This window comes from Cohnella soli, from assembly GCF_042655525.1.
In the GTDB taxonomy this organism is placed as follows: domain Bacteria; phylum Bacillota; class Bacilli; order Paenibacillales; family Paenibacillaceae; genus Cohnella; species Cohnella soli.
In genome coordinates this window covers 624782-638716 of the sequence record NZ_JBHSMI010000052.1, presented here as the reverse complement: position 1 = coordinate 638716, position 13935 = coordinate 624782, and the positions used below count along the sequence as shown (strand labels likewise).

Below are 13935 nucleotides of genomic sequence, written 5' to 3'. Positions count from 1 at the left end.
GGAGAAACGGTCGCCGTTCGCAATGAAGAATCACGATGATTCTCACAGGCTGAATGAAACCAGGTGCAGGCAAAGTTTTTAACTTTGGAAGAGGAGGCTGATTAAATGTCGAAGATGGTCAATAGTCGACTATGGTCGATTCTGCTAGTAATCAGCATAATCGCGTCACTGTGGGGGCAAGTTGCCGTTCATGCGGAAGTTCGCAGCGAAGGAAGTTTTCCGTCCGATCTGACCGGCCATTGGGTGGAGGATACGATGACGAAATGGGTGAATAGCGGACTGTTAACAGGAAACGGGGCAGGGCAATATCGTCCGAACGATGCGATATCGAGAGCGGAGTTCGCAGCGCTCATCGATCGCGTATTCAATCTGCCGCAGCAAGCGTCGGACGTCAATCCGTTTGCGGATGTGAAGAGCAACGCCTGGTATGCCGGCGCGATTGCCAATGTGTATGTCGCCGGAATGATTCAAGGAACGGGCAAGGGCAAGTTCGATCCGATAGCTGCCATCACGAGGCAGGATGCGGCTGTTATTGTTGCGCGCGCTTTTCAGTTGGAGGATGCCGCGGCAGGGGTTGCATTTACCGATGCATCGCAGATTTCCGCTTATGCGTCTGTAGCAGTTGCATCATTGCACAGCCATAGTTACATCCAGGGGAAAAGCGGCAACCGCTTTGCTCCGAAAGAGCTCATCACAAGAGCAGAAGTCGTGCAAATGATCGACAATGTCATGGGAGCGCTCATTAAGAACAAAGGTAATTACGAACGGGATTATGCAGGCAATGTCGTCGTGAACACGGCTGGCGTTGAGTTAAAAAATCTCGTTATCGCAGGAGACCTTTACATTACGCAAGGCGTCGGCGAAGGCGATGTTCTGCTGGACGGTGTAACGGTCAAAGGTAAGACGTATGTGTTTGGCGGCGGGATCAACAGTGTGAAGATCAAGGATTCCCGATTGATGGGGACGCTTATCGTCGACAAACGCACCACTCAAGTTCGAGTTCTCGTCTCTGGCGCAACCAGTGTTACAAATGTTCTTATGCTAAGCGGAGGCATTCTGGAAGAAGGAGAACTGACCGGCGCCGGGAGCGGCTTTAACGATGTAGACGTGGACATTGGTGCAACCGCCCAATCGCGGGATGTGGTGCTGCTTGGTCATTTCGGACAAGTACACCATTTAGGCGTCAGTGTCAATGTTGTGCTCAAACAGGGCACGGTAGTCGAAGAGTTCACCTTTGACGCTATCGCTACAGTGACGGGAGACGGAACGATTCGCATTGCGAATATTTATGTTAGCGGTTCCAATCTGAGCAAATGGCCGGATAAAGTGAACTTTGGCAGTCATATCACGGTCACCATCGAAGGGAAGCTTGTAGACAAGGATCGGACAGATGGCTCGTCCGGATCGGGTACGACTACGCCGACAAATCCAGGCCCAAGTCCAAGTCCAAGCCCGGAACCAACTCCGAGTCCAGATTCGGATTCCTTGTTCATCGTTGACGAAGTGGTTCCGAGAGCTTCCGTTGTCGTAAGCGCCTCAGCGGATGAGCAGACAAGAAATGCCGCGAGCAAACTGATCAACTACATTAAGAAATCGACGGGTGTTGAGCTGCCCTTGCTGGTTGATCGGTTGACTGCGGATAAATTGACGGCCGAGAACGGCATTGTCCATGTCGAGATGTTCAATCCACCTAAAACTGCTCCCACCGCGGCGGACTTCACAGTACAGGTTATCACCGACGGGCAGGTGTCAAATCAGGAACATCCGGCCAGCGTGAGCTGGAATGCAGCGACAAAGACGGCGACGCTCACTGTTCCTAGCGTCGAGCAGACGAACGCGCAGCAATCGGTGAAGTATCGGGTCACGAACAAAGAAGGAGAGTCGCTAGACAGCCCTTCGATCACCCTGCCTGCGAATGCGCATGCCTCCTTGATCCGTAACTCGTCCTTTGAGATCGGATACTCAGGTATTGAAAACGCCTATCCATGGAGATTCTGGTATGAGGGCACAGCGCCGAATATCATGACAAGAAGCGATGAACAGGCGAGAACCGGCAAGTATAGCTTGAAGCTGTCCGGAACGGCCGTGGCCTGGCCGAATCAGGAGGTCGTTCCGGCCGGTTACGGCAATTATGAATACTCGGTTTGGCTGTATACGCCGCAAGGCTCGACGACTAAAGGCACGATTCAGTTGTACGCGTTTCTTTTGCCATCTGAAGGAGACCTGGTGGCTGCTTACCGAGATGTGCAAGTGCAAGCAGTAAGCAGTGACGGCAATTGGACGCAAATCAAATGGAACGTGCAGATTCCGGAACAGGTCGACGGAACACACATTGCCAGAGTATGGGTTGGAGTTGAAGCTTTGAACTTCGCCCCGGGTGAGATCGCCTATCTCGATGATTTTAAGTTTGTCTATTTGGATGCTGTTGCTGATAACAACGATGTGATCGGCAACGAAGCACCGAATAATGGCGGAACGATCGAGAATGAATTGCCTGAGTCTTATGATGGAACTCAAATTTACGTCGGCAAGAGGGGGCTGACCGCTCAGGAGCAAGACGGCTTGCTGAACGGAATGCTCGGAGACGGATTTGTTATCCACCAGAATGGCGAGAGGATTACGATTGCAGGACCGACCTCGTGGGGGACAGAGTTCGGTGTCGATGAATTTCTGGAGCGTTATGTTGGCGTACGCTGGTTAATGCCGGGTGAAGATTGGGAAGACGTTCCGCAGCATACAAGCTTGGCGGTTCCGATCGGGGATGAAGTAAAGCAAGAGCCTGCATTTTTCTCGCGTACCTTTGAAACGTCAAGCAAGAAAGTGCGCACGGAGTGGATGAGAAACGTACGGATGCATTGGCAAGTTGATTTTGGCCATAATTTGTTCAACATGCTTCCAGTTTCCCGATATCCGCAGTTCTATCCGGTGGGAACGGTGGATAAAGGCGAAACGACCATGAACCCTTGCTTCAAAGCGGATGGTATCGTAGATGAATCGATCCGCATTATCAACGCGTATTTCGATTCGCATCCGGAAGCGACCTCCTATTCGCTCGGAATGAACGATACATCGAATTTCTGTGAGGGAATGCCGTCTAATCCTTATTATCCCGGGAAGACGAATTCCGTTGGCAGGGTCGATATGTCCGACATCTTTTTCGAATGGATAGATCAAGTTGCTGAAGGCGTGTTCGCCAGGCATCCTGACAAATATTTGGGCACTTATGCGTATTACAATGTTTACGACCCGCCAACCAAAGTTAAACTCGATCCGCGCGTTGTTGTCTTTATTACCGATGATCGTTTGTCCTGGAATGACGGGGAGTTGCAGGCAAAGGCGCATACGCTGTCGGAAGAATGGACAAAGACTGGAGCTACCGTAGCTTTCTACGATTACGTATACGGCACGCCTTACATGGCACCGAGAACGGCGTTTCAGCTTATGGAGGATCAATATCGATATGCGGCCTCAATCGGGGTGGGCGCGTATTACAGTGAGCTTTATCCTAACTTTGGAGAAGGCCCCAAGCCTTACTTGGCAGCCAAACTGCAATGGGATCCGAATCAGGACAAGGCTGCGCTGCTTGACGAATGGTATGAGCGGGCAGTAGGTACGGAGGCTGCGGCAGATCTCAAAGCTTATTATGCGATTTGGCAACGATTCTGGGAACAAGATATATACAATTCCGACTGGTTTAAGGCATGGAAAAATGCGCCTGTAAGAACAAATTTTATGCCGCTGTTCTCCGCTGACTATTTAAAAGATGTCTCATGGGAGGATCTTGCAGAAAGCCGGAGACTTCTCGAATCTGCCGTCAGCAAGGCTGGGACACCGTTGCAGAAGAAGCGGGCGCAAGATTTGCTGAAAATGTTTGAATTCTATGAGTTGTCGAAGAAAAGCTATCCGGACATCAGCGATGAGATTGCCGATCCGACGAGTGAGGATGAGGCAGGGGCGCTGCTCGATCATATTCTGGTTAAGCTTGGCAACATGGATCAACGGATGGCGCTGGCTGCTGAATTCGCCACGAACGATCTCTATTTCCAATCGCTAGAGGCCTTTGCCTGGGAGGTTGTTACGAACAAAGAACAAGCGGCGCTATCACAGTGGATCAAGGATCATTCCGTAGGCGACACGGCACGTCGTATAGAACAGCTGGCTGCAGCCGATTCGTCGTCCACAAGAGTTCGGGATAAAATGAATGAAATACTCGGGGCCACTTTCGGAACGAGAGTCGTAAACCCGGGGTTTGAAGACGGAATGACGGGCTGGTTCGGTTTCTGGGATACGCAATCCGAGCTTACGAACGATGCGCACTCCGGCAATCAGGCGATCAAAGTTAGCTATAGCAGCAGGGAGCAGAAAGTATTCCTAAAGAGCGGTAAAACCTACAAGCTTTCATTCTATGCGAAAGCAACAGGGGCAAACAATTTTAATTTGCTTGGCATAAATTACTGGGGGGCCAGCGGCTTGCAGAGCGGCCAGCATGTGACGGTCGACTCGGCGGACTATAAGAAATATACCCTTATCCTGACACCGCCCGAGCAGTTCGCTTATGCCACAATCGTCATTTATATAGAAGGCTCGGGTGTCGCAGTGTATGCGGACGACTTCACGTTGACCGAATGGTCACCCGCAGATGAAGCCGCATTGACGCAAGTCACAGGCGAGAACGGAACCGTACAGGCGGTTCTGGATCGTTCCCCGTCGAGCGCGCCTGAAGCGGCGGATTTCACCGTACAACTCATAACCGACGGGCAGGTGTCAAATCAGGAACATCCAGCCAGCGTCAGCTGGAACGCAGCGACGAAGACGGCGACGCTCAATGTTTCAGGAGTAGATCAGACGAACATGGAGCAATCGGTGAAGTACCGGGTCGCGTACAATGGCGGGGAGACGCTAGATAGCCCGGCGATCACTGTGCCTGCGAATCCGCAAGCTTCCTTGCTCCGGAACTCGTCCTTCGAAATCGGATATTCCGGTATTGACGCACACTTTACCAATGCCTACCCATGGAGATATTGGTTTGAGGGAATGGCGCCGAACATCATGACCAGAAGCGATGAACAGTCCAGAACCGGCAAGTATAGCTTGAAGCTGTCCGGAACGGCTGTGGCCTGGCCGAATCAGGAGGTCGTGCTGACCGACTATGGCGATTATGAATACTCGGTTTGGCTGTATACGCCGCATGGCTCGACGACTAAGGGCACGATTCAGTTGTACGCATTTCTTTTGCCAGCCGAAGGAGATCTGGTGGCTGCTTACCGAGACGTGCAGGTGCAAGCGGTAACCAGTAACGGCAATTGGACGCAAATCAAATGGAACGTGCAGATTCCAGAACAGGTCGACGGAACGCACATCGCCAGAGTATGGGTTGGAGTTGAAGCGTTAAATTTCGCCCCTGGTGAAGTCGCCTATCTCGACGATTTTGCGTTCGTCAAGTCGGCAGTGGATTAAACGTATTTACGGAAGAGCAGCGCCGTATAAGCAGAAACTCGGGTTGAAAGTGGCGGTTTTGTGGACAAAGGACTCATCGTGTGTTGGCTCGATGGGTTCCTTTTTTTAGGAGCGCACTATTAACGAATAATGCATTACCGGAGGCCAGCCAATTGATGATTGTCCACAAACATCTCGAAATTACATCAGCAAGCTGAGTGAATGGGATATTGGCAAAAGGGCCGAGAAAGAGTGGGGCGTCTACCCGGAACCCGGATCCCGGACGCAGCTCTCTTTGGAACAGACTCTGTGTAATCAGGCAACAATTGTGCTATCGTAGCTTTTTTTTGAGGCCTCCTGCAGAACGAAAAGCGGCGATCTGAAGGGGGAGTGATCCGGCCGCGGTGTCTCTTCGCGACAAATCGGCGGTGGAAGGCGGCAAGGTGCTATTTCTACCTGTCGATTTCACATGGGGCGCCTATATGAAAATATTGGACGATGCCAAGTTTCTCCACGCTTTCGCGATTTCGCTTGAACGAGTTGCGCTTGGGGCGGGGATTCAGTTCATTCGAATATCGCGGACCGCTGTCGCTCTATGCCGAAGGCGGAAACTGGTAGGAGAAGGAGACGGTCTTCATCGATGCTTTTGTGGGGCAGGCTGACATTCGGCTGGAGTTTTAAGTAATTAACAATAAGGAGATGAATCGATTATGCGTAGAAGAATTAATCGTGTGCTATCATTATTCCTGATTTTGTGTATTATGATCACTTCTATCGTACAGTTAAGCCCAACCGTACAAGGAAGCGGATTAGCAAGCCAACAGTCTGATTTAACAGGTCACTGGTCCGAGCCCGTGATGGGCAAATGGATTGAGCAGGGTTTGCTTAAGGGGGTTGGCGTTAACCAATACCGCCCGAATCAAATAGCTACCCGAGCGGAGTTTGTCGTATTTATTAATAGTATATTCAAATTTGTACAACGTTCGGACGAATCCTTCATAGATGTGAAGAAAGATGCTTGGTATGCGGATGCTATTTCCAAAGTACACGCTGCCGGTATTATCAACGGTGTTGGCGGAGGCAAATTTAATCCAGAAGTCCGTATATCGCGTGAAGATGCAGCTGTCATCGTAGCAAGGGCATTTCGAATTGCTTCCGATGGACAAGGGTCAGCAGCCGTGACATTTTCTGACCATAATCTTATATCTTCTTATGCAGTTGAAGCGGTAGATGCGTTGCAAGCAGGCGGGAATGTCAAGGGGCGTGGAAAGAACGCATTTGCTCCTAAAGAAAGCATTACTAGGGCAGAAATTGTCCAGCTTATTGACAATGTAATGGGGACATTAGTGAATGCTTCGGGAACAATAACGGGGGATGTTTCTGGTAATCTCGTCGTGAACGCAGACAACGTTACTTTGAAGGATATGAACATTTCTGGCAACCTTTATGTTGCCCAGGGTGTTGGGGAAGGCGATCTTACGCTGGATGGCGTCACAGTACAAGGTGAAACTTATATATGGGGCGGCGGCGAGAATAGTATTAAGATTCATGATTCGAAGCTACTAGGAAAATTGATCATTGATAAATGGAACTCCCTGATCAGAGTTATAGTGTCGGGAAAGACCGAAATAGCGCATACACTCTTGTTATCCGGAGGGACGTTGGAGGAAGATGGACAGACGAACACCGGTTTCGAATCTATTGAAGTAAACATTCCGGAAGGCACGGAGAACAAGAATGTAACCTTGATCGGTAAACTCGCACAAGTATGGAATAAAACGAATGGGATTGCATTTCTGTTCAAGGGGAATTCCACTGTCGGCAAATTCATATTTGATGCTATAGCCACTGTTGATGGCGATGGAACCATTGAACTTGCCATTTTGAATGCAAGTGGTGTCAACTTGAGCAAGTGGCCATTGAAGGCGATTTTTGGGAACGGGATTTGGGCGATCATCGAGAAGCTTAAGGTGACGGAGAATAAAAATGCTTCTGCGCCTGCTTCGCCATCATCGCCAACTGAGACGCCGGAACAGTTGCCGCTAACGGTCTGGGTTCCTACGAACGTGGACAAAATTAGGCGCGATCAGGCATTTCCTAGCGGCCAGTTGCAACAGGAACTACGGCTGGAAGCGGCCAGAAATGAGTATGAGGGCGGTCAAATCATTGTCAGAACGGCCGAAACTGCGCCGAAGAGCGTTTCCGTCTCGGTCAGCCCGTTAAAGAAGCAGGATGGAACCGCAATAGGCATAGACCAGATCCAGTTGTTCAAGCAGTATTATACTGAAGTCACGACGCAAACCTCCGGAGCTTTTCCCAAAGGATTTTATCCGGATGCGCTCATTCCCATTACTGCTGCAGATCGTATTGAGATACGTTCCGATCGGAATCAAGGGTTCTGGATTACCGTTAAAGTACCTAAAGGACAGCCGGCTGGCATCTATAAAGGCGCAATGACGATTGCGGCGGATGGCCTGACCCGAGAAATCCCGATTCAGATTGAAGTGTGGGATTTTGAACTGTCCGATGAAGGTCACACGCAAACGGCTTTTGCCATTTGGAACGACCAGGTCGCCTATTATCACGGTGTTGAGCCGAATACGCCCGAGTATTGGGAGCTGTTGGATAACTATTATTGGTTGCAAACGGAGTACAGGCTTCCGCCGGACGATTTGCCCATTCCCGATGATGATGTCGATCAATACATTGCGAAGGCCGGACGTTATTTGAATGATCCTAGGGTTAACAGCTTCAGGATTCCGTTCTATAATAACGATCCCGACAAGACCAAGGATCTGGTTGATAAGCTGCGGGATAAAGGCTGGTTGAGCAAAGGGTATTTTTATCTGGGAGGTTTGATCGATGAGCCTTCCAGCGCAATGTATCCCTTGGTGAAGCAATATGCGGAGCTGCTGAAGCAGATCGCGCCTGACGTCAAGCATTTACTGACCAAGCAACCCGTAAAGGAGCTATATGGAGATATTGAATATTGGGCACCTCCTATTAATACCTACCATAGAAGTATTGCTGAGAAGCGTGAAGCCCTCGGCGAGCACTTCTGGTGGTACACAATGGTTTACCCAACCTATCCGTCTCCATCCTATCATATTGATGATTTATTGGTTGGCGCAAGGCTGCTTTCATGGATGCAAAAGGATTATAAAGTGGAAGGCAATTTGTATTGGTCGACGACGATTTTTCGCAAATATACTGGAATGCAGTATGTTGACCGTGACGTCTGGAACGATCCACTTGCATTCCCTGGGGCGAACGGGGACGGATTTCTGCTTTATCCAGGTAAAGAGCTTGGATTAAATAAACCAATACCGTCTTTACGGCTTGAAACGATACGTGACGGTATGGAGGATTATGAGTATTTATGGATATTCGAAGAGCGAATGAAAGCAGCAGCGGAAAAGCTGGGCCTGAGCTCTTATGATGTCGAAGCAGCGATGAAGGTTTACTATGATCGTCTATACAGCAAAATGAATGATTATAATGAAGATCCTTACGTTTTGATGCAGGTAAGACGCGAGATTGCAGAACAAATTATTTCATTGGCACAAGATCCAGCTATTCTATTTACAGTAGCTAAGACAGATGAAACGACGCGTGAAATGACGATTTATACAGAACCAGGCGCAGCTCTGCAAGTAAATGGCGTAGCCCTCCAGCCCCAGCAGCAAAATAGGCTTCATGATGTTTATCAGTACTCTATAGAAGTGAACGCCCCATTAAATGAGGTGCGGCTAGTAACGGTCAAGGGAGCCGACACTAATACGTTGAATGTATTTCTGGCAGGAAAGTCGGGTGGTTCAGAAGAATCGCATTATATTATTCCTTTGAATGATGTGGATTCACAGATCGACTTGGAACGTTGGACGATTAGTAACGCAACGACTAGCTTATCAACTGAACATGTGGTGCAAGGAGATTACTCTATGAGGGTAGATTTCCATACTAATGTTGAATTTCCTAACATTCGATTGCTGAATGAAGGGCAAGGCTTTGTTAATAAGGATTGGTCCAAATACAGGGAATTACGTTTTAATGTTTACAATCCGAACAATGAAACACTAAGCTTTTATGTTAAATTCTTCGATGAATTGGGTGGAAGGAAGGATGGATATACAGTAAATATTGCCGGGAACACCGGGGAAAGCATACGAGTTCCGTTATCAGCACTGGGCGATTTGGCTAAAACGCAGATGGAAGGCTTTGAAATTTGGATGTGGGAGTCGCCTGAGCCAAGAACCTTATATTTTGACAACTTCCATTTTATTGCTGAAGAAATGCTTCCTCCACAAAACTTTCCTGCTGCTGGAAATGTTGAAGCGTTCTTAAAGGGCGGTGCAATTAACATCACTAAAGGGGGTCAAACTCCGTTTAAGCTCTTCATGATGAATACGGGTGCAGAAGCTGCAGAAGTGACCGTGGAGCAAGTAGATCAAGGGCCGTTACAAGTGGTGGCGATTAGTGATTTCACATTGGTAGCTGGCGAATTCACAACGTTGAATGGGAAGATTGAAGTATCTCCAACACTGGAAGATGGGACGTATACGGTTATACTACAAGTGAAAGCAAATGGGACGCTGGTGAAGGCTATAGAGATAGAGGTACGCCTTAATCGGAACATGCTATTCAATCAAGTAACGGGCGTGAACGGAGCCGTACAGGCCGTTCTAAATCGCTCCCCGGCGAGCGAGCCCGGAACGGCAGACTTTACCGTGCAGGCGGTCATTGACGGTACTGCGGCATTAGTAGAACATCCGACCGAGGTAAGTTGGAACGCAGCGACGAACACGGCGACGCTCGCTGTTCCGTTCGTCGAGCAAACGAACTTGCAGCAATCCGTGGTCTATCGGGTCGCGTACAATGGCGGGGAGGCATTCGACAGTCCGGCGAACATCGTGCCTGCGAATCCGCAAGCTTCCTTGATCCGAAACTCGTCCTTCGAAATCGGATATACAGCTACTGGCGCACAATATAATGCTTATCCATGGAGATATTGGTATGAGGGCATAGCGCCGAATATCATGACCAGAAGCGATGAACAGTCCAGAACCGGCAAGTATAGCTTGAAGCTGTCCGGAACGGCTGTGGCCTGGCCGAATCAGGAGGTCGTGTTGACCGACTATGGCGATTATGAATACTCGGTCTGGCTGTATACGCCGCATGGCTCTACGACTAAGGGCACGATTCAGTTGTACGCATTTCTTTTGCCAGCCGAAGGAGATTTGGTGGCTGCTTACCGAGACGTGCAGGTGCAAGCGGTAACCAGTAACGGTAATTGGACGCAAATCAAATGGAACGTGCAGATTCCAGAACAGGTCGACGGAACACATATCGCCAGAGTATGGGCTGGAGTTGAAGCGTTAAATTTCGCCCCGGGTGAAATCGCCTATCTCGACGATTTTGCGTTCGTAAAGTCGGCCGTGGATTAAGCAGTATTCACGGAAGAGCAGCGCCGTATCCGAAGAAACTCGAGCTGAAGATGGCGGCTTCGTTGACGTCGATTCCTTGACTCACTACTACGACGAGGCCGCCGCCTCACAAACGATCGGCATCGCCAAAGGAACCGGAGACGTCCGCTTCACCTCCGACTCGTTCATTACCAGACAAGACATGATGTCCTTAACGCGATTATTCTATATAGAATCTTTAGCGGGTTTGGCTCGATCGGCGATCGAAAGTTCCTGGCCGCGAATGGGTTCGGAGACGAGGAAAAAGAGAAGCTGGCCACGGGTGACGGCTATGCAAAAATCGTCTGCGTCACTCCTGGAGATCTTGATTCCGAAGAGCCTAGCTGGTCGTACTCTTTTGACGGAGAGATCCGCCCAATTATTCATTTAACGGACTGTTTATTTCTTGATGCACACGGGAAAAGGGCTCATCGAGTTGTATGGCTCGATGGGTCTTTTGTGCGCTTGGCAGCGCAATCGACTAAGGAGTGAAAGTCTCCAGTACACCGCGAGGTGGCGGAAGAACAAGCAGTCCAGCTACGTAGCTGAAAGAAAATAAGAAAGTTCCACCGGGAAATGCGAAGACGAGGCTGGGACAATAAATAACGGACAATAAAGAACTACCGGGGCTCCGTATGACAGCCTGGAGAAGTTCACATTCAACGTACCCCAAGTATGCAATGCCGAACAAATGGTTAGAAGAAATCAGTCTATGTGAGCGCAGACGCTTCTCGCGCGACCTGCATGACGGTATCGGTCAAAGCCTGTTCTCGCTCAAATTTAGATTGGATCGCATGATCTCCGAAGGCGGGGACAAGGAACTGGAGACGCTCGGGCGCGAGGTGTCGCAATTGATGGCTGAAGTGAGAGGACTGGCATGAGAGCTTCGTCCGTCCGTACTCGACGATCTCGGTGTCGTGCCGGCGCTGCGGACGTATATCGACAATTACGAACGCCATTACGGCATTCGCGTGCGGTTTGACTGCAGTCTGCGCAAACGGCCCGATCTGCTCATCGAGACGACGATTTATCGCGTCATTCAAGAGGCGTTAACGAATGTTGGTAAATATGCCGGCGTATCGGAAGCGACGGTAACCTTGCATGATACGGGAACGAATTTGGAGGCATCAGTCGAAGATCGGGGCGCCGGATTCAACCACTCAGAAGCGGGGATGCGGCGTCGGGCTGTTCAGCATGGAGGAGCGCGCGCGCCGTCGCCGGCGAACTGCGCTTAATCTCGGAGCCGGGCAGCGGCACGACCGTCAAGCTGAGCATTCCGCTTTCGCGGGCATAACTGGCAATCGGAATCATATATCGAAAGTAACGGCGCACATCGGGATAGTCCCCGATGGCGTGCGACTTCGTCGTCCCTGATTGGACGGCGGAGCCTTTTTTTGGTTTGACGGAGGGTAATCGCTTGCCCTGAGCTCACTTTCGGATTCTATTTCCATTTGGTCTCGGTCATGCTATCTTACCTAATAAATTCGGCAGCCGCTTGCTAGAAGGGGGATACGATGAACTGCCTCATTTTTCCCGGCTTATTGAAGATGACCAGCATCAAATTCAAGCTGATCGCGATTTTTATTTTTCAGATTTTAATCCCATTCCTTCTTCTTTCGCTTGCCTACGTCTATTACACGCAGAACGTCCTGAAAGAAAAAGTTATCGTAACTCATAGGGAGATCACGAAGCAAATCGGTCAAAACTTGAACGTCGTATTCAAGGACATGGTAACGACCACCCACGTCGTGCTTGCAAATAACGATATGGGGGAGGTGTTGTCCAAAAACATTTACGACGACCCGGTCAACATTTTCACCAACATCAAAATGCTGAACAATATGTTTACCGAAATGATGTACTCGGTGTTGAATTATCCAAGCAGCTTTGTCGCGATTAAGGACAGCTACGGTAATTTGCATATGAGCCGGAACGCGCCGCAAACAATGAGCTCCGGATTGACGCTAAGCGCTCTTGCAATACCGATACGCTGTCTTTGACCGCCCGAGAACTCATTCGGATAACGATCCATATAATCGCGATTCAAATTCACAGCCTCGAACAGATCGCCGATAATTTGACGGCGCTTGCGATGATCTTTCAAGACCCGATGAGCGCGCTTAATCCGGTATACTCCATTGGCTTTCAAATTGTAGAAAACTTGCGACAGCATCGTAAAATGTCCCGGAAAGAAGCAAAGACGCGTGCCATAGAGCTTCTTCGCGACCGATGAATTTGCTGTTTCAGGAGGTCATCGATCCGCGCGAACGCGCCGCGGATTACCTTGTCCAATACCATAACGAGCTGATGTTTACGCGCAATGTGGCGTTCAGCCAACCTTATTACAGCATGCATCCCTGGGCGCACTTGAAACGCGGCGAGGTAAAGCCGTTTCTCAAAGCATATTACAACACTTTCGCCGGTTTGGCAGACAGGGAAACGTATACGTTCTGGGAGCATTACTATCAGGTCAGCCCGCACAAGACGCACGAAGAAGGTTGGTTCCTGATGCAGACCCGCTGGATGCTGTACATGGAGGAAGGCGCGATGCTTAAGCTGCTGCCGGGCATTCCGCGCAAGTGGCTGGAGCAAGGAAAGCGGATTGAACTTCAGGACGTACACAGTTATTTCGGCAGCTTCACTTTGCGGGTAATGTCCGAAGGCGGGCGTCTGTCGGCGAACATCACCTGCAGCCCAGAGCGAGGACCTGAAACCGTGCTGTTACGGCTGCCGCATCCCGACGGTAAACGAGCAATCCGCTTGTCGGGCGGGGGCGTCTATTTACCGGAAGAGGAGAGCGTGCGGCTGGACAACTTCGGCGGAGAGGCAGAGATTGAATTGTATTTTAAATGACAAATAGCACGTGAGTAGAAAGGAGCTTTTCTCAATTGGGGAAGCTCCTTTCTCGCTTTCATCCAAGGAGGAGCGACACCTGGCAGGGGAATATCGCTTCAAATCAGAATGATATTTATTTAATATGATTAAATAATTGGTTTACATAATTATAGTTATGTATATTAATGAAATTCTTCAGCAA

At 49.7% G+C, this 13935-nt stretch carries 6 protein-coding genes and 1 pseudogene; 6 read left to right on the top strand and 1 reads right to left on the bottom strand.

The window, feature by feature from the left end; genetic code table 11:
• The first annotated feature begins 105 nt into the window (after positions 1-105).
• The 5 genes from ACFPOF_RS26840 (at position 106) to ACFPOF_RS26820 (ending at position 12898) form a co-directional block, all read left to right on the top strand.
• Positions 106-5457: a DUF4838 domain-containing protein gene (locus ACFPOF_RS26840; RefSeq protein WP_378138442.1), complete on the top strand. Its 5352-nt coding sequence runs from the start codon at positions 106-108 to the stop codon at positions 5455-5457.
• Positions 5458-6146: 689 nt separating this feature from the next.
• Positions 6147-10880, top strand: coding sequence for a glycoside hydrolase domain-containing protein (locus ACFPOF_RS26835; RefSeq protein ID WP_378138441.1), 4734 nt, complete (start codon positions 6147-6149; stop codon positions 10878-10880).
• Positions 10881-11533: 653 nt separating this feature from the next.
• Positions 11534-11779, top strand: coding sequence for a histidine kinase (locus tag ACFPOF_RS26830; RefSeq protein WP_378138440.1), 246 nt, complete (start codon positions 11534-11536; stop codon positions 11777-11779).
• 36 nt (positions 11780-11815) lie between these two features.
• Entirely contained in the window at positions 11816-12133 is a 318-nt protein-coding gene (locus ACFPOF_RS26825; RefSeq protein ID WP_378138439.1) for a sensor histidine kinase, read from the top strand.
• 279 nt (positions 12134-12412) lie between these two features.
• Positions 12413-12898 carry a hypothetical protein gene (locus tag ACFPOF_RS26820; protein WP_378138438.1) on the top strand — a complete coding sequence of 162 codons (486 nt, stop codon included), beginning with the start codon at positions 12413-12415 and terminating at the stop codon, positions 12896-12898.
• On the opposite strand, the pseudogene ACFPOF_RS26815 reads toward ACFPOF_RS26820, so the two are convergent.
• Positions 12841-13071, bottom strand: a pseudogene (locus ACFPOF_RS26815) (ATP-binding cassette domain-containing protein); the annotation flags it as partial. The gene ACFPOF_RS26820 and the pseudogene ACFPOF_RS26815 sit on opposite strands and share 58 nt — an antisense overlap.
• Positions 13072-13127: 56 nt before the next feature.
• Between ACFPOF_RS26815 and ACFPOF_RS26810 the strand changes: the two are divergent.
• Positions 13128-13751 carry a hypothetical protein gene (locus ACFPOF_RS26810; RefSeq protein ID WP_378138437.1) on the top strand — a complete coding sequence of 208 codons (624 nt, stop codon included), beginning with the start codon at positions 13128-13130 and terminating at the stop codon, positions 13749-13751.
• The last annotated feature ends 184 nt before the right edge of the window (positions 13752-13935 follow it).

Coding starts and splice junctions, on each gene's coding strand:
- ACFPOF_RS26830 (WP_378138440.1), top strand. CDS start 11,534: ATGACAGCCTGGAGAAGTTCACATTCAACGTACCCCAAGTATGCAATG.
- ACFPOF_RS26810 (WP_378138437.1), top strand. CDS start 13,128: ATGAATTTGCTGTTTCAGGAGGTCATCGATCCGCGCGAACGCGCCGCG.
- ACFPOF_RS26840 (WP_378138442.1), top strand. CDS start 106: ATGTCGAAGATGGTCAATAGTCGACTATGGTCGATTCTGCTAGTAATC.
- ACFPOF_RS26820 (WP_378138438.1), top strand. CDS start 12,413: ATGAACTGCCTCATTTTTCCCGGCTTATTGAAGATGACCAGCATCAAA.
- ACFPOF_RS26835 (WP_378138441.1), top strand. CDS start 6,147: ATGCGTAGAAGAATTAATCGTGTGCTATCATTATTCCTGATTTTGTGT.